14 protein-coding genes are annotated in these 16,614 nt (G+C 70.0%); 3 read left to right on the top strand and 11 right to left on the bottom strand.

Translation table 11 applies throughout. The annotated features are described in order from the left end of the window. Positions 1-44: 44 nt before the first annotated feature. The 6 genes from AB8M46_RS33970 to AB8M46_RS33945 form a co-directional block, all read right to left on the bottom strand. Positions 45-1,007 carry a bifunctional riboflavin kinase/FAD synthetase gene (locus AB8M46_RS33970; RefSeq protein ID WP_081975926.1) on the bottom strand — a complete coding sequence of 321 codons (963 nt, stop codon included), beginning with the start codon at positions 1,005-1,007 and terminating at the stop codon, positions 45-47. Between the two features lie 40 nt (positions 1,008-1,047). Next, positions 1,048-1,971 carry a tRNA pseudouridine(55) synthase TruB gene (truB, locus tag AB8M46_RS33965; protein WP_394362864.1) on the bottom strand — a complete coding sequence of 308 codons (924 nt, stop codon included), beginning with the start codon at positions 1,969-1,971 and terminating at the stop codon, positions 1,048-1,050. Between the two features lie 29 nt (positions 1,972-2,000). Continuing rightward, complete coding sequence (locus AB8M46_RS33960) at positions 2,001-3,311, bottom strand: nitrate/nitrite transporter (RefSeq protein ID WP_037343077.1); 1,311 nt, start codon at positions 3,309-3,311, stop codon at positions 2,001-2,003. Positions 3,312-3,502: 191 nt separating this feature from the next. Beyond that, positions 3,503-4,825 carry an MATE family efflux transporter gene (locus tag AB8M46_RS33955; RefSeq protein WP_037343074.1) on the bottom strand — a complete coding sequence of 441 codons (1,323 nt, stop codon included), beginning with the start codon at positions 4,823-4,825 and terminating at the stop codon, positions 3,503-3,505. Between the two features lie 9 nt (positions 4,826-4,834). After that, entirely contained in the window at positions 4,835-5,503 is a 669-nt protein-coding gene (locus tag AB8M46_RS33950) for a M15 family metallopeptidase (RefSeq protein WP_394362863.1), read from the bottom strand. Positions 5,504-5,528: 25 nt separating this feature from the next. Further along, complete coding sequence (locus tag AB8M46_RS33945) at positions 5,529-8,549, bottom strand: BTAD domain-containing putative transcriptional regulator (RefSeq protein WP_394362862.1); 3,021 nt, start codon at positions 8,547-8,549, stop codon at positions 5,529-5,531. Between the two features lie 130 nt (positions 8,550-8,679). Here AB8M46_RS33945 and AB8M46_RS33940 point away from each other — a divergent pair, with 130 nt between their 5' ends. Both AB8M46_RS33940 and AB8M46_RS33935 read left to right on the top strand, forming a co-directional pair. Further along, on the top strand, positions 8,680-9,978 hold the full coding sequence (locus tag AB8M46_RS33940; protein WP_394362861.1) for an FG-GAP repeat domain-containing protein: 1,299 nt from the start codon (positions 8,680-8,682) through the stop codon (positions 9,976-9,978). Positions 9,979-10,042: 64 nt separating this feature from the next. Further along, positions 10,043-11,356, top strand: coding sequence for an FG-GAP repeat domain-containing protein (locus AB8M46_RS33935; RefSeq protein WP_394362860.1), 1,314 nt, complete (start codon positions 10,043-10,045; stop codon positions 11,354-11,356). Positions 11,357-11,361: 5 nt separating this feature from the next. On the opposite strand, the gene AB8M46_RS33930 is transcribed toward AB8M46_RS33935, so the two are convergent. Together AB8M46_RS33930 and AB8M46_RS33925 are read right to left on the bottom strand one after the other, a co-directional pair. Next, entirely contained in the window at positions 11,362-12,513 is a 1,152-nt protein-coding gene (locus tag AB8M46_RS33930) for a preprotein translocase subunit SecY (protein WP_394362859.1), read from the bottom strand. Between the two features lie 48 nt (positions 12,514-12,561). Then, positions 12,562-13,557: a bifunctional oligoribonuclease/PAP phosphatase NrnA gene (locus AB8M46_RS33925; protein ID WP_394362950.1), complete on the bottom strand. Its 996-nt coding sequence runs from the start codon at positions 13,555-13,557 to the stop codon at positions 12,562-12,564. A 40-nt stretch (positions 13,558-13,597) separates the two neighbouring features. Here AB8M46_RS33925 and AB8M46_RS33920 point away from each other — a divergent pair, with 40 nt between their 5' ends. Next, on the top strand, positions 13,598-14,641 hold the full coding sequence (locus tag AB8M46_RS33920; RefSeq protein ID WP_394362858.1) for a TRM11 family SAM-dependent methyltransferase: 1,044 nt from the start codon (positions 13,598-13,600) through the stop codon (positions 14,639-14,641). Between the two features lie 287 nt (positions 14,642-14,928). Here AB8M46_RS33920 and AB8M46_RS33915 read toward each other — a convergent pair whose 3' ends face one another. From AB8M46_RS33915 to AB8M46_RS33905, 3 genes are read right to left on the bottom strand one after another with little or no spacing between them, the layout of a single operon-like run. Next, positions 14,929-15,759 carry an alpha/beta hydrolase gene (locus AB8M46_RS33915; protein ID WP_394362857.1) on the bottom strand — a complete coding sequence of 277 codons (831 nt, stop codon included), beginning with the start codon at positions 15,757-15,759 and terminating at the stop codon, positions 14,929-14,931. A 16-nt stretch (positions 15,760-15,775) separates the two neighbouring features. Beyond that, positions 15,776-16,252 carry a 30S ribosome-binding factor RbfA gene (gene rbfA / locus AB8M46_RS33910; protein WP_007029396.1) on the bottom strand — a complete coding sequence of 159 codons (477 nt, stop codon included), beginning with the start codon at positions 16,250-16,252 and terminating at the stop codon, positions 15,776-15,778. A 28-nt stretch (positions 16,253-16,280) separates the two neighbouring features. Next, a complete protein-coding gene (locus AB8M46_RS33905; protein ID WP_016332602.1) occupies positions 16,281-16,574 on the bottom strand; it encodes a DUF503 domain-containing protein in 294 nt (97 codons plus the stop codon). Positions 16,575-16,614: the final 40 nt, after the last annotated feature.

Genomic DNA, 16,614 nt, shown 5'->3' with positions numbered 1-16,614 from the left:
GCGGGCGTGTTTGTCGATTCTCGTCCGGCCGTGGCCGGGTCCGGTCAGTCCTGCTCGCCGAGCATTTCCCTGGTCCGCGCGACGTCCTCGTCGATCTGCTTCACCAGACCTTCCGACGTCGTGAACCGGACCTGATCCCGCAGCTTGGCGACGAAATCGAGCGAAACGTGCTGTCCGTAGAAATCCTCGTCGATGTCGAGGACGAAGGCCTCGACGGTGCGCTCCCGCCCGGAGAAGGTCGGATTGGTCCCGACGGACACGGCGGCGCGCAACCGGCGGCCGGAATCCGACGAACGAGTGAACCAAGCGCTGTAGACACCGTCGGCGGGCACCGCCGCGAAACGCGGTGTCGACAGGTTCGCCGTCGGGTAGCCGAGGTCGTGCCCCCGGCCGTCGCCCCGGACGACGATGCCCTCCAGCCGATGCGGCCTCCCGAGTGCCTCGGACGCCGCCACGACGTCCCCCGCGTCGATGCACGAGCGGACGTAGGTCGAGGAGAACGTGATGTCGTTGTCCGCCTGCTCCTGCGCGAGCAGCCCCTGCAGTTCCGCCCCCTGCGCCACGAAACCGAACCGCTTCCCCAGCGTGCGGAGCAGGGCGACGTCACCGGCCGCCTTGGCGCCGAAGGTGAAGTTCTCCCCCACGATCACCGCGGCCGCGTGCAGTTTGTCCACCAGTACCTCGTGGACGAACTCGTGCGCCGTCAGCCGCGACAGCTCCAGGGTGAACGGCAGCACGCAGAAGACATCCGCCCCCAGGCCCTCGACCAGTTCCGCCTTGCGGCGCAACGTGGTCAGCTGCGCGGGATGGCTGCCCGGCCGGATCACCTCCGACGGATGCGGGTCGAAGGTGAGCACCACGCTCGGCACGCCGCGTTCGGCGGCGGCGCGGACCGTCCTCGAAATCAGCTCCTGATGACCGCGGTGCACGCCGTCGAAGACGCCGATCGTCACCACGCACCGTCCCCAGCTCCCGGGGAGGTCACCCAAACCACGCCAACGCTGCACTTCTAGCCCCGTCTCCCTAGGCCCGGCTCCGTGCACCACCCTAGGCGGGCAGCAACACGACCACCGACCGGGCCAGTTCGCCTTCGTCCGCGGCGAGCGCGAGCACCCGGCCGTCCGGTCCGAACATCCCGTACGTGCCCGCGATCCCGGCCGCGGGCACCCTCTGTCCATATCGGACCGCCTGCGCCGTGCGGGCGTCCAGATCGCGGCGCGGGAACGCCGCGGCGACGGCGGCGTCGAGGTCCAGCGACAGCTCCGGCTTGTCTTCGAGCTGGTCGAGGGTGCGGGCCTTGGCGAGGGTGAACGGCCCGACCGTGGTGCGCCGCAACGCGAGCAGATGTCCGCCGGCGCCCAGTCCGGCGCCGAGATCGCGGGCCAGCGCCCGGACGTAGGTCCCCGACGAACACTCGACGATCGCGTCGAGTTCGATCCGGCCCGCCTCGCGGCGCGTGGCGAGCAGATCGAAGCGGTGCACGGTGACCGGACGCGGCGGGATCACGACCTCTTCACCCGCCCGGACGCGGGCGTACGCGCGCTTGCCGTCGATCTTGACCGCGCTGACCGCGCTCGGCACCTGCTGGATGTCGCCGGTCAGCGCGGCGATCCCGGCGGCGATCGCTTCGTCGGTGATCTTCTCGACGACCTCCGGGGCGGCTTCGGCGATCGGCTCGCCCTCGGCGTCGTCGGTCGTGGTGGACAGTCCCAAGGAGAGGGTCGCGAGATAGGTCTTGCGGTCCAGGGCCAGGTGGCCGAGGAGTTTCGTCGCGCGTTCGATGCCGAGCACGAGGACACCGGTGGCCATCGGGTCGAGGGTGCCGGCGTGCCCGACCTTGCGGGTGCCCATGAAGCGCCGCGCCCTGGCGACGACGTCGTGGGAGGTCATCCCGGACGGTTTGTCGACGATGACGAGACCGGGCGGCGGGGCGGGACGTTTCTTGGCTTGAACCTGATTGGGGCGCGACACGGGCCGAACCCTATCTTTCGGCTCTCGGCCTAGGACGAGACGGGCAGCGGCGCTTCGGCGTCCCAGCGGCGGCGCCGGATCTGCACCGGGATCGCCTCGCCGCGGGCCTCGGCCTCGAACAGCACGGCGCGGGTGCGCCGCCACCACACGAGCATCCGGAAGGTGCCGAACGCGAGCACCGCGATGACCGACAGCAGCGCCAGGCGGAACGTGCCGCCCGTCCACTCCAGCAGGACACCGACCGCGAGCGCCGAGATCGTCGTGGCCACGAAGCCGCCGACGTTCACCACCCCGGTCGCGGTGCCGACGCGCGAGAGCGGGTTGTAGTCCCGTGCCAGCGCGAAACCGATCATCGACACGGGTCCGCCGAGGGAAAGGAACGCGAACACCGGCACCAGGACGGCGACCGGCATCGTGCCGCTCCAGCCGAGCAGGACCGCCCACATCACCGCGGCGCCGCCGATGTACCAGCCGACGAGCGGCATCCGCAGCGACGGGCGCCGTCCGATCAGCCCGCCGAGCACGGGGCCGCCGATCATCGAGCCGAACACGAACACGATCAGCAGCGAACTCGCGGTGGCCTTCGGATATCCCTGCCCCTGCACCAGGAACGGGACACCCCACAGCATGGTCAGCACATTGGGCGCGAACATCGTGCTGAAGTGGACCCAGAAGCCCAGCCGGGTCCCCGGCGTGCGCCACGCGTCGGCGACCTGGCGGCCCAGCACCTTCGGATGGACCTTTTCGCGCACGGGCTCCGGCAGGCCGCGCGGGATGTCTTCGACGCGGAGGGCGACGACAGCGGTGTAGAGCGCCGTCACCAGGCCGACGGCGAGGAACGTCGGGGTCCAGCCGGGACCGTCGAGCAGCAGGCCCAGCGGGAGGGTCGCGGCGAGGTTGCCGACGTACCCGATGGCCCCGGTCAGCGCGGCGAGCAGGGCGTACTGGCGGCCGGGGAAATGCGCGGCGATCAGCCGCAGGATGCTCACGAAGGTCAGGGCGTCGCCGAAGCCGACGACGGCGCGGGCGAGCAGGCCGAGCGGGTAGGAATCGGCGACCGCGAGCAGGATCTGGCCGAGGCCGAGGAAGAACACGGCGCCGGTGAGCACCCGTCGCGGGCCGTAGCGGTCGACGAGGACGCCGGTGGGGATCTGCATCGCGGCGTAGACGCCGACCTGCAGGACGGTGAACGTGCCGAGCGCGGCGGCGCCGACTCCGAACCGGTCGGCGGCCTGGAGCCCGGCGACGCCGAACGAGGTGCGGTGGAAGACGGCGAGGAGGTAGACGGTGACCGCGGCCAACCAGATGAACCAGGACCGGCGGGTGGCTCGGCCTGTCACAGTGGTCCTCCTTGGGCGCGGTTTCGGGCGGTGAGAGACGCCCGCACTGCCGCCTCATATAGTTGTAGCTCCTAAGCAACGGCGAAACATACCCGTTACCCGGGTGGTTTTCGCCACAGCGCGAGCCCGCCCCCACCGCATTTAGTCCTCTGAATGCGGTGGTTGCCCGCGCAAGGACCGCATCCAGAGGACTAAACGCGGACGGCGCCTTCCACGGCCCACCGGCCCGAGCGCCATCGCACCAGCAGGGTCGCCAGCCGCAGCAGCATGAACAGCGAGAGCCCGGTCCAGATCCCGGCCAGTCCCCAGCCGAAGGCGAGCGACAGCCAGATCAGCGGCAGGAACCCGACCGCCGCGCTGAGCAGGGTCGCGTTGCGCAGGAAGGCGGCGTCTCCCGCGCCGAGCAGAACGCCGTCGAGCGCGAACACCACCCCGGCGATCGGTTGCAGCGCGACGAAGAACCACCAGGCGTGCGGGATCTGGCCGAGTACGGCCGCGTCCGAAGTGAACACCCGCGGCAGCACCCCGGCCACCGACGCGAACACGACACCGAGGAAGCAGCCGAACACCAGGCCGTAGACGGTGATCTGGTTCGACACGCCGCGCGCCCGTTTGCTCGCCCCGGCGCCGAGCGCGGCGCCCACGAGCGACTGCGCGGCGATCGCGAGCGAGTCCAGCACCAGCGCGAGGAACGTCCAGAGCTGCAGTACGACCTGATGCGCGCCGACGGCCTCGGTGGACGTCCGCGCGGCGACCGCGGCGGCCGAGACGAAGCACGCCTGGAACGCGAGGCTGCGCAGCACCAGATCCCGCCCGAGGCCGAGCTGGGCGCGCATCACCTTCGGCTCCGGGCGCAGCGGGACCCGCTCCCGCACCAGGGCCGCGACGAACAGCGACGCCGAGATCACCTGCGCGACGACGTTCGCGATCGCCGAACCTTCCAGCCCCCAGTCCGCGCCGTACACCAGCACCGGGCACAGCACGGCCGAGATCCCGTTGCCCGCCAGCACATAGCGCAACGGTTTCGCGGAGTCCTGCACGCCGCGCATCCAGCCGTTGCCCGCCATCGTGATCAGGATGAACGGCGTGCCGAACAGCGCGATCCGCAGCCAGGAGACGGCGGCGTCGGTGATCGCGGCGTCCCCGGACAGGACGCGGGCGATCGGCGCGGCCAGCAGCTGCCCGGCGACGATCACCACCAGCCCGACGATCACCGCCAGCCAGGTCGCCTGGACGCCTTCGCGCACGGCGTCACCACGACGGCCGGCGCCGTGCAGCCGCGCCGTCCGCGACGTGGTGCCGTACGACAGGAACGTCAGCTGGCTCGAAACCTGCGACAGCACGACACCGCCGACGGCGAGGCCCGCCAGCGGCAGCGCGCCGAGATGCCCGACGACGGCCGTGTCCACCAGGACGTACAGCGGTTCGGCGGCGAGGACGCCGAGCGCGGGCACGGCGAGGCCGAGGACGCGTTTCGGCGGGACGCGTTCGTCGGGTTCGGAAGCTTCAGGCACCCCTGGAGACTAAAGGTCTGGTACGACAGTCCCATCCGCTGGACCGAAGCGAGCGTGCTTCACGCCGCTGGCGAACGCCCAGTACCGGTCCCCGTAGGACCAGTGCCACCATTCGCTCGGGTAGTTGACGAAGCCGGTCGTGGTCATCGCGTCGATGAGCGTTTCCCGGTTCGCGCGTGCTTCGGCGTCGATCAGCGCGGACTCGGTGAAGCATTCCGTCCCGTACTCCGGCGGTGTCGCGTTCACGTCGGTCCCCATCGGCAGCTCGACGCCGTCGACGGTGCACAGGGTGAGATCCACCGCTCCCCCGGCGACATGCGGCGCGACTTCGGGCGGTGAGACGTAGGTGGCGGCTTCGGCGGCCACCCGCCCGGACGACCATTCCGGATTGGCGCGCGCGATCCTGGCCATGCTGTCCGCGAAGTACCGCTCCTGCACCTCCCTCGGCCGGAATCCCTCGACGACGAGCAACCGCAGCCCGCGCGGGAGCTGGCATTGCGCCGCGACGAGCCGGTCCGCGACGCTGAGCCGCACGTGCGCGAAGGCACCCCGTTCGTCGGCGAGCCGGGGATCGATCCGGATGGCGCCGGTTTCCCGCAGGTCCACCAGGGGTTCCCCGCATTCCCGGACGGGCACGGCGGCGATGTGAGGATCCGACAACGACACGAACGAAGACATGGACCCCACTGTCCACGAACGTCCTTCAGGAACGCTGTAACCCGGTTACAGCGGAGAGTTCCCGGTACTCGCGAGCACCGTAGGTCCGGAAGATCTCGCACGCCTCCGCGGTCATCCGCTCCCCGGCAGGCACGTCGCCGAGCGCGTCGTGGACCTCCGCGAGCGTGCGCAGGGTCCGTGCCCGGAACAGTTCGGCGCGCAGGTCGGTCCACCGCCGGAGCGAGTCCTCCAGGCAGTCTTTCGCTTGGTACAACCGGCCTTCCGCGAGATGCACCTCCCCGACGACGCGGAGGGTGCACGCGTGGCCGAAGGCATCGCCGAGTTCACGGCAGACCTCCAGCGCGTTGTCCGCCAGCCGCCGCGCCGCGACGGAATCCCCGCGCCGTAGCAACGCCTTGGCCAGCGCGCGTTCGGAATACGCGGCCAGCATCCGGTCTTCGGTGCCCTCGAACACCGCGAGCGCGGCACGCGCGAACTCCTCGGCTTCGGCCCACTCGCCACGGGCCCGGTGATACAGCGACAGGCTGCGCAGGGTCAGTCCCTCGCCGCGCCGCGAGCCCGCCGCCGCGAACGACGCGCGCGCCTCGGTCAGCGCGGTCAGCGCTCCCGGGTATTCGCCGAGCTCCAGCCGCACGGTGCCGGCCAGCCGGTGGACGTGGCCCATCGCCCCCGGATCGTCCAGTTCGGACCACATCCGCCCGGCGCGATCGAGGAAGTGCACCGCCTCGGGCAGGTAGCCCTGCTCGCGGCAGGCGGCGCCGAGCGCGGCGAGGGTGGCGGCCTCGCCGCGGACGTCGCCCGCGGCGCGGAACATCGACAGTGCCTGGCTCAGATGCGCGCGGGACCGGGGGAAGTCGTCGTGCTCGTAGTACAGCTGCCCGAGCCCCGCCAGCAAAGTCGCCTCGCCCAAGGCGTTTTCGGTGCGGCGGGCGGCGGTGAGCGCCGCGTCGTGGGTGCGGCGCCAGGAGCCGAGCGAATCGTCGAGGACCCGGTTGTGCCCGCCGAACGCGGTGCCGCACAAGGCCGACGAGAGCCCGACCGCGATGTCGACCAGGTCCAGCGCCGCCGCCAGTTCGACGGCGGTGGTCATCGCCTCCTCCTCGGCGCGGAACCATTCGTACGGCCTGGCCACGACCCGCCGCGCGATCTCCTCGGCGACGGGACGGCCCAGCCGGGAGGTGCCCTGGATCGACGGCACGACCGGCGGCAGGGTCTCGTTGATCCGCTCGACCAGCCAGATCCAGGCACCGAGCACCCGCTCGACGGTGGCCGCCCGGTCCGCGGCGGGCTCCTCTTCGACGGCGCGTTCCAGCGCGAACAGGCGGACGAGGTCGTGCAGCCGGTACCGCATGAGCCCCAAGGGATCCACGCCGTCGACTTCGAGCAGCGACACATCGACGAGGTCTTCGAGCACCTGCTCCGCGTCGTCCGGATCGGACTCCATCGCCGCCGCGGCGACCCATGCGGGGAAATGCGTGAGGCCGAGCAAACCCAGCCGTCGCAACGCGGTCCGCGCCGCCGTGGGCAGGAGCGTGTAGCTCAGGTTGATACTGGCCCGCACCTCCTGGTCGCCGACCACCAGTTCGTCGAGGCGGCGCTGTTCCTGGGCCAGCCGGTTCGCCAGCCGGGACAACGACCATTGCCGCCGGGACACCAGCCGCGCGCCGGCGACGCGGATCGCGAGCGGCAACTGGCCGCACAGCTCGGTGATCTCGGCGGCCGAAGCGGGCTCGGTGCTGGCGCGTTCGGCCCCGACGATGCGGGTGAGCAGGTCGAGCGCGGCGTCCGCGGGCAGCACCCCCAGTTCGCAGAACGTCGCGCCCGCCAGCGCGGGAAGCCGGTTGCGTGACGTGACGACCACCGCACATCCCGGGCCGCCGGGCAGCAGCGGCCGGACCTGGGCCTCGTTCGCGGCGTCGTCGAGCACGACGAGCGTGCGGGTGCCGGCGAGCACCGTCCGATAACGGGCGACGCGCTCGTCGAGGGAGCCGGGCGGCGTCGTCGCGGGATCGAAGTCGCGCAGGACACGGCCGAGTACCTCTTCGGCGGTCGCGGGGCTGTCGGTGGAGCCGTGGAGTTCGAGGTGCAGTTGGCCGTCGGGGAAGTGCTCGGCGATCTCGTGCGCGACCCGGTGCGCCAAAGTGGACTTGCCCACGCCGCCCGCGCCGGAGACGACGGCGACCGGCATCCCGCCGGGCCGCACCAAGGTCGTGCGCAGCGCCGCGAGTTCGGGCGCCCGCCCGGTGAAGTCGGGTGGCGGCGACGGCAGCTGCCGCGGCGTACGGGAGGTGACGGCCGGGAGCAGGGCGGTGTCGGACCGCAGGATCGACTCGTGCACCCGGCGCAGCTCCGGGCCGGGATCGATGCCCAGCTCGTCGGCCAGCACCTTCCGGCCGCGTTCGTAGGTCTCCAGCGCTTCGGCCTGCCGCCCGGACCGGTACAACGCGACCATGAGCCCGCCGCGCAGCCGCTCCCGAGTGGGATGCAGGGCGACCAGTTCGGTGAGTTCCGCGAGCAGCCGCGGTCCCTGCCCCGCCGCCAGGTCCGCGTCGATCCGTTCCTCGGTGACGGTCAGCCGCAGCTCGTCCAGCCTGGTCGCTTCGGCACGCAGGAACGACTCCCCGATCCCGCCGAGCGCGGGTCCCCGCCACAGGCCGAGGCCGGTGCGGAAGAGATCCGCCGCCTCGGTGTGGTCGCCGTTCTGCGCGGCCTGCCGTCCCCGTTCCACCAACCGCTCGAACATCCGCACGTCGAGGGCGTCCTCGGCGACGTCGGCGCGGTAGCCGTTCCGATCGGACGCGATCACCTGCGGCAAGCCCGCCGTGTCGAACGCCCGGCGCAGCGTCGCGACATACGTCTGCACCACCGCGCGGGCGGTCGTGGGCGGCTCCTCGCCCCAGATCACGCCGATCAGCCGTTCGGCGGGCACCGTCCGGCCGGAGCCCAGCAGCAGCGCGGCCAGCAGTGTGCGCGGTTTGACCCCCGGGAGCGCGATCGGCCCCGACGGGCCCGCCACCTCCATCGGCCCGAGCAGAGAAAACCTCATCCGTCCCTCCCCCAGAGCGGATCCAGCCACAGCGCGCCCCTCTCGCTGTAGCTCGCCTTGAAGCGTGGCTACAGCGGCCTCCCGGAGCCTCTGTGTCGTCCACTCCACATCATGCTCAGGAAAGGTCGTCATGAACAGCTCCGGTTCTCCCAGAGCGGTCCGGTTCGCCTCCGCGGTCATGGTCCTCGTGACCCTCGTCGCAGGCTTGCTCACGTTCGGCACGCGGAACGAGGCGAGCGCCGCGTCCACAGTGGGCGGCGTGATCACGCGCGCCGAGATCATCGCCCGCGCCAAGTACTGGTACGACCGGGGAGACACCTGGTACAGCCAGGACCAGGCGGACGCGATCTCCGACGGCACCGGCGGCAAGTACCGGCCCGACTGCTCCGGTCTCGTCGCGATGGCCTGGCATCTGCCCAAGAAATCCGACGGCTGGGACCTCAACACCGGCGACTTCGAGTCCTACTCGCACAAGTCCTGGCTGCCGAGCCTGCACGATCTGCTGCCCGGTGACGCACTGCTCAAGAACGGTCACATCGAGCTGTTCGAGAAGTGGGTCGACCCCAAGGACCACTCGGCGGGCGCCTGGGTCTACTCGGAAAACGACTACGGCCAGAAGACCAACCACAACACCAACTCCTGGTCGGAGATGACCACCTACCGCGGCATCCGCTACGACAAGGTCATCGAGAAGTCCCTCGACGGCGGGGACTTCGACGGCAACGGCGTCGGCGACATCTACGCGACCGGCACGGGCACGCTGACGATCTGGAACGGCAAGGGCAGCAACAACTTCGGCACCGCGGACCCCGTGGGCGGCGGTTGGGAAGGCTTCACCCGCCCCGCCGCCGGCGACTTCAACAAAGACGGTAAGACCGACCTCGCCGCGGTGAAGAACGGCACCCTCTACGTCTGGAACGGCAAGGGCGGCAACAAATTCGGCGCCGCGGACGCCGTCGGCAGCGGCTGGGAACCCTTCAGCGCCCCCGTCGCCGGCGACTTCGACAACGACGGCATCAGCGACCTCTCCGCAGTCAAGGACGGCACGCTCTACATCTGGAACGGCAAGGGCAACAACCACTTCACCCCCGCCGACACCATCGGCGGCGGCTGGGAACCCTTCACCGCGCCCATCGCGGGCGACTTCGATGACGATGGCAAGAGCGACCTCGCCGCCGTCAAGGACGGCACCCTCCACATCTGGAACGGCAAGGGCGGCAACAAGTTCGGTGCCGTCGACGCTCTCGGCGGTGGCTGGGGCGACTACCAAGCGACCCTGATGTCCCTCGGCGACGTCAACAAGGACGGCCACTCCGACATCGGCGCCATCAACAAGACCAGCGGCACCCTCTACCTGTGGAACGGCAAGGGCGGCAACAAATTCGGCCCCGCCGACGCCCTGGGTGGCGGCTGGCTCCCCCACTTCTGACCGCTTCCGTCCCCACCCCACGACCTTGGAGGGTCGACCAGTGTCGAAGAACTTCACCCGCCGTGTGACCACGGCAGCCCTGACCGTCTTCGCGATCACCGCCCTGTCCCCCGTCGCGCACGCCGAAGAAGAACCGGCCGGCTTGGTGACCGCCGCCTACGCGACGGCCCCGTGCGACCGCTCGGGCACGACCAGCGGCGACGCCGCCCTGGCCACGCAACTGAACGGCACCCTGACCGCTAAGATGCGGGGATATCTGACTGCGTACCGGATGTCGTGCGCCCGCATGGTCGTCGACGCCGTCCGCGATCGCGGGCTGAGCCAGAGAGCCGCGGCCATCGCCATCGCGACGGTGATCGTGGAGACGAGTCTCCAGAACATCAGCGAGGAGGTCGACCACGACAGCCTCGGCCTGTTCCAGCAACGCGCGTCCTGGGGCAGCGCGACGAACCGGCTCAACCCCGTCTGGGCCACCAACGCCTTCCTCGACAAGATGGTGCGGGTGTACCCGAACGGGTCCTGGAGCTCGGCGCCGATCGGCGAGGTGTGCCAGGCGGTGCAGGTCTCGGCCTATCCGGACCGCTACCAGACCGAGGCCGGTGACGCGCAGAAGATCGTCAGCGCGCTGTGGCAGCGGTCGACCGCGGACGGTGGGGACTTCGACGGCAACGGCGTCGGTGACATCTACGCGACCGGCACGGGCACCTTGACCATCTGGAACGGCAAGGGCAGCAACAACTTCGCCCCCGCCGACCCGATCGGTGGTGGCTGGGAAGGCTTCACCCGCCCCGCCGCCGGCGACTTCAACAAGGACGGTAAGACCGACCTCGCCGCGGTGAAGAACGGCACCCTCTACGTCTGGAACGGCAAGGGCGGCAACAAATTCGGCGCCGCGGACGCCGTCGGCAGCGGCTGGGAACCGTTCAGCGCACCGGTGGCCGGGGATTTCGACAACGACGGCGTCAGCGACCTCTCCGCGGTCAAGGACGGGACCCTGTACATCTGGAACGGCAAGGGCAACAACCACTTCACCCCAGCCGACTCGGTCGGTGGCGGCTGGGAACCCTTCACCGCGCCGGTGGCGGGTGACTTCGACAACGACGGCAAGACCGATCTTGCGGCGGTGCGGGACGGCAACACGCTCTACATCTGGAATGGCAAGGGCAGCAACAAGTTCGGTGCCGCCGACGCCATCGGAAGTGGTTGGGGCGACTACCACGCCACGCTGATGTCCCTCGGCGACGTCGACAAGGACGGCCACAGCGACATCGGCGCCATCAACAAGACCACCGGCACCCTCTACCTGTGGAACGGCAAGGGCGGCAACAAGTTCGGTCCTGCCGACGCTCTCGGTGGCGGGTGGCTCCCGCACTTCTGAAACGGTCAGCGAAGGAACGGTTCGTACCGCCGTTGCTGGCGCAGCGACTCGACCTGCCGCGTGGTGTCGAGCGAGACACTGACCAGGAAGACGAGTACCACCTGCAGGGTCACCCCGGCGACGAACAGCGTCGCCGGGGTGACGCTCAGCAGGGCCAGACCGGCGACCGGGAGCAGCGCGACCACTCCCAAGCTGAACGCGCCGAAGGCGATGATCCGGCGGTTCACGTAGTCGAGGTACTCGGCGGTCCAGTTCCCCGGCCGGATCCCGGGGACGAAACCGCCTACCCGCACCAGCTCGCCCGCCACCTTGTCCATGTCCTGCGCCACGGCCGCCCTGACGAAGGCGAAGAGGCAGACGAGGACGAAGTAGACCGCGATCCACCAGGGATCTCCCAGGCCGAAGGGAAGCACCCAGAGCAGGGCCGCGGCGAGCACGGCCGGGCTGTTCGCTTGGGGGAAGCGAAGGGGAATGTAGGACGGAGTGCCGCCGAAAGCGCGTCTGCCGATCATCCGCTTGGCGTACTGCACCGGGACGCGGCGCTGCCCCTGCGCGACGACGATCGTGATCACGGTGATCGACAGTGTCACCACGGCCATCACCACGACAGCGGCCCAGCCCGTCCTTTCGTACAGGCGCAGGAACTCCGGCGGCAGCACCGCCAGGACCTGCGCGAGCAGCAGGATCCGGACGCCATCACCGAAACCCCGGTCGGTGATCAGCTCGGTCAGCCGAAGGACCACCGCGGTGCCCGCGGTCAGGCACGCCACCGTCACGGCTCCGTCCAGAACGTCCTGGGCCCCGGACACGACCACGCCGACGGCACCCAGCAGGCCGAGCACGACGACGAGCCGTCGCCGGTACCGCGTCAGCACCCGGGCTCCGGCCTCACCTTCCGCCCGGAGCGCCGCCAGCCGCGGGATCAGGACGATCAGCGCTCGCAGGACGAACGGGGCGACCAGGCAGGGAAGGACACCGAACCCGAACACCGTGGCCAGGCGACCGCCGGTGAGGAGGTCGAGGATCCAGCGCCCCGAATGATCGCTCAGCGGCGGGCGGGCCGACTGGGGCGTGGGCAGGCCCTGCCCCAGCCGGAACAGCACGATCACGCCCAGCGTGACCAGGATCCGGCGGCGGAGGGAGTTTCGTTCGTTCATCGTGGCTCACGTTAGGAACCACCGATGAAATTACGATGACACCGTTCGTCAGAGCAGCGGTGCCCTCGACAGGGCCTCCCGGAGCTTGCCGAGCACCTCGTCGGGCGTGCCCTCCGCGGTGCACCCGGCCGCCTGGCGATGTCCTCCGCCGCCCAGTTCCCCGGCCGCGGCCGACACGTCGACGCCGCCCGCCGAACGGAGCGAGACAGTCCATCGCCGCTGTGGCCCGATCGGCTCGGCCTCCTTGAGCACCACCGCGACGCCGGCCTCGCGGGTGGACCGGACGACGTCGACGACGGCTTCGACCTCTTCGGCACGGACGGACCGTGCGACGTCGAGCGTCACGACCGCGTGCGCGAGGCCGAAGCCGCGAGCCTCGTCAGGCTCCAGCCGGGCACCCGCGAGGACCTTCGAAAGCATCGGCAGCCACGCGAACGGGTGGTCGTCGACGATCTCGCGGACCACCTTGTCCGGGTCGACACCGGCTTCGAGCAGCTTCGCGGCCATCAGATGCGTGGACGGCCGGGCGCGGCGGAACCCGCTCGTGTCCGTGACCAGCCCCGCGTACAGGCAGCGCGCGATCGGCTCGTCGATCTCGGTGCCGAGCTCCTCCAGCAACGCGAAGACGAGGACCGCGGTGGCTTCGGCGGTGTCGTCGACGACGTGGTGTGTGCCGTAGAAGACGTTGGACGCGTGGTGGTCGATCACCAGGACGTCGCCGCCCGCCGCGCGGACGGCGTCCACCCGCGGCGCGAGTTTCCCGAGCCTGCCCGGCGTGGGCGTGTCGAGCGCGACCAGCAGCCGTTCGCTCTCCGGCAGCTCGCTCGCCGGGACGTAGAGCCCGCCGACGTCCAGGCTCCGCAGGGTTTCGGGCATCTCCTCGGGTTCGCCGACGGAGACGCGGACCTTGACGCCGCGCAGCTGAAGCGCCCGGCCCAGCGCCAGCGCGCTGCCGAGGGCGTCGGCGTCCGGGCGGACGTGGCCGAGCAGGGTCACGTCGGTGGCGCGCGCCAGGAGGGCGGCGGCTTCCTTCAGGTTCGGCACTGGAGTGGCTGTCACAATCAGTCAAGCTACGCTCTACCGGATGTCCGAGTACGCGATCCTGGTCTACCCGTCCGCCAACCGGGTCTACACCGACTCCACTCCGGCCCTCCTGCGCGCGGAGCTGGCGGTGTTCGGTCTGTCCGCTTTGGAGACCGAGGTCTCCGAGATCGGCGAGACGGAACTCGGCGGCGTCGGCTACCTCACCTTCACGACACCCGCCCCGCTGACCGAACGCGATCTCGCGCTGCTGTCGAATCTTTCGGCGCTGTACGCGCTGTTCGAACTCGGCGACGGCGTGCTGAAGCCCGTGACGATCAGCCCGCTCGCGAACTTCGACTCGGATCTGCTGACCATCCAGAAGTACCCGGGCAAGACGAACGAGCTGTTCACCAAACTCCTCGTCAACATCACCCTGCTGTCGAGGGCGGAGCCTGCCGCGATGCTGGACGAGCCGCTGCACCTGCTCGACCCGCTCTGCGGCCGCGGCACCACGCTGAACCAGGCGATGATGTACGGCTTCGACGCCATCGGCCTCGACGTGGACGGCAAGGATTTCGATTCCTACGAGATGTTCATCAAGACCTGGCTGAAGCAGAAGCGGATCAAGCACAGCGCCGAATCCGGTCAGGTGCGCCGCAACAAGGTCCGGCTGGGCAGGCGGCTCGACATCGGGTTCGGGATCACCAAGGAGCGGTACAAGGCGGGCGAGGTGCGCCGGCTGAGCTACCTCAACTGCGACACGCTCACCACCGACGAACTGCTGCGGCCGAGCTCGGTGGACCTCATCGTCACCGATGCCCCGTACGGCGTGCAGCACGGCAGCCACCGCACCCAGGACGCGTCGCTCGCGCGCAGCCCGCGCGACCTGCTCGCGGCCGCGGTCCCGGTGTGGACGCGGGTGCTGCGCCCGGGAGGCGCGCTCGGCATCTCGTGGAACACCAACGTCGCGCCGCGCGAGGACCTCGCCGCGATCCTGGACAAGGCGGGCCTGGAGGTCCGGGAGGACGGCCCGTACGCCGGCTTCGCCCACCGGGTGGACCAGGCGATCGTGCGAGACCTGATCGTCGCCTCCAAACCCCTCTAACCCCCTCCCGCGTTTCGTCCTCTGAATGCGGTGGTTCGCATCGCGCACTATCGCCGGGGCACGTCGCGAAAGCCACTTTCGCGACGTCTGATGTCCCGAAAGTGGCTTTCGCGACACGGTCGCCGAAAGGTCGCGCTCACCAACGCCATGAAAGGTCCTTTCCTTGCAAATTTCGCAAGGCAAGGACCTTTCATGGCACGAGGTGTTGCCTGCCCTTCCCGCATTTCGTCCTCTGAATGCGGTAGTTGGCATCGCGCACTATCGCATTCAGAGGACGAAACGCGGGGTCAGGCGATGCGGTCCCCCACGAACTTCAGCACGTCGGGCATGATCTCGCGCCAATAGTCGTCGTTGTGCGCGCCCGGGGTCATCTTCGCGACGGCCGGGTCCAGTGCCTTGATGAGCTTGCGGTCGGCACGGGCGAAGGGATCCGAATTCCCGCACCACACGCCCGTCGCCTCGGCGGAAAGGTCGACGGTGTGCAGCAGCGGCTCATGCGATTCCCACTGCGCGCGATCCTCGAAGACCTTGCGGGACTTGGCATCGGGCCAGCTCACGAACAGCGCCGCGCTGGCGACGGCGACGGCCTTGAGGTTCTTGTGGTCGCGGGCGTAGCGCAGTGCGCCGAATCCACCCATCGAGATCCCGAACATCGCCGACGGCGGCCGCAGCTGGCGCTGGGCGAGCCAGCCGGGCAGCTCGTCGGACAGCATCCGCTGCGGGTCGTCGTCCTTGCCGACGTCCACCCAGTAGTTGTCCCCGTCGACGGCGGCCACCGCGAAACCGGGCATCCCGGACGCGACGGCCCGGTTCAGCGCGTCCTGCACGCCCAGGTTCAGGAACGTCCGGGCGTCCGCGCCGCGCCCATGCAGGGCGACGCAGACCGGCATCCCGACCCGGGACACGCCGTCCGGCGCGATGATGACGAGGTTGACGTCGCGATTCCGCGCCGCCGACCGCATCTTCTGCACCGTGACCGCTTCGGTGAGCGGGGTCGGGGTGGACGGTGGGGCCACCGGCGGCGGCCCCACCAGAGGTGGTTTCTCGGCGCCGCAAGCGGAAAGCAGCGCCGAGCCGCCGAGAGCCGCGGCTCCCAGCAGGAGACCACGCCGGCTCACGGCGTGGTCCAGTCCCTCAGCGACGGGTCTCCTCGTCGGCGAACTCATCGTCTTCGGCCTCTTCCCGCGGCGGCTTGTACGGGTCGGCTTCGCCGGCGTGCTGCGCCCCAGTGGCCCGCCGGGCGACCTCGGCATCCGCTTCCCGCGCCTTCGCGAGAAGGTCTTCGATGCGCTTGGCGTCCTCAGGAATACTGTCGGCCACGAAGGCCAGCGTCGGAGTGTAGCGGACTCCGGTGCCCTGACCGACCTTCGTGCGCAGGACGCCGCGGGCGGATTCGAGCGCCGCGGCGGCACCGGCGTGGTCGGGCGTGGACTCCAGGTTTTCGCCGAGCACCGTGTAGTAGACCGTGGCGTCGTGCAGATCCGCCGTGATCTTCGTGTCGGTGATCGTCACGTGGTTGAGCCGCGGATCCTTGATGTCGTGCTCGATCGCGTGCGCGACGATCTGTGAGATCCGCTTGGCGAGCTTACGAGCCCGAGCGGGGTCGGCCATGGGATTTCGTCTCCTCGAAAGATCTTCTTTAGTCATCCGGGCCGAGCAGCCGGCGATGGCTGGAGAGCAGTTCGAACTCCGGCCTCCCGGCCACGAGGCGCTCACACGAGTCGAGCACGTCCCGAACGTGCTCGCCACTCGCCGCGACCACGGCCACACCGATCAGCGCGCGCCGGTGCAGGTCTTGATGGCCCGCTTCGGCGACGGAGACGTCGAAACGCCTGCGCACCTCGGCCAGCACCGGTTTGATCACGGATCGCTTCTGCTTGAGCGAATGGACGTCGCCCAGCAGGATGTCGAGCTCAAGAGCTCCTACGAACATGTGGGGTTCTGGGTTGTTTCGAAGTGAAGCGGCGCTCCCC

It is taken from the genome of Amycolatopsis sp. SB7-3 (assembly GCF_041021335.1).
Lineage (GTDB): Bacteria > Actinomycetota > Actinomycetes > Mycobacteriales > Pseudonocardiaceae > Amycolatopsis > Amycolatopsis japonica.
Note: the sequence above shows the minus strand (reverse complement) of the source record. Positions and strands in the feature narration are given on the sequence as shown.

Excerpts from the sequence above, each read along its gene's own strand:
- AB8M46_RS33905 (WP_016332602.1), bottom strand. The coding sequence starts at position 16,574 with ATGTTCGTAGGAGCTCTTGAGCTCGACATCCTGCTGGGCGACGTCCAT.
- AB8M46_RS33930 (WP_394362859.1), bottom strand. The coding sequence starts at position 12,513 with ATGAACGAACGAAACTCCCTCCGCCGCCGGATCCTGGTCACGCTGGGC.
- AB8M46_RS33950 (WP_394362863.1), bottom strand. The coding sequence starts at position 5,503 with ATGTCTTCGTTCGTGTCGTTGTCGGATCCTCACATCGCCGCCGTGCCC.
- AB8M46_RS33920 (WP_394362858.1), top strand. The coding sequence starts at position 13,598 with ATGTCCGAGTACGCGATCCTGGTCTACCCGTCCGCCAACCGGGTCTAC.
- rbfA (WP_007029396.1), bottom strand. The coding sequence starts at position 16,252 with ATGGCCGACCCCGCTCGGGCTCGTAAGCTCGCCAAGCGGATCTCACAG.
- AB8M46_RS33945 (WP_394362862.1), bottom strand. The coding sequence starts at position 8,549 with ATGAGGTTTTCTCTGCTCGGGCCGATGGAGGTGGCGGGCCCGTCGGGG.
- AB8M46_RS33940 (WP_394362861.1), top strand. The coding sequence starts at position 8,680 with ATGAACAGCTCCGGTTCTCCCAGAGCGGTCCGGTTCGCCTCCGCGGTC.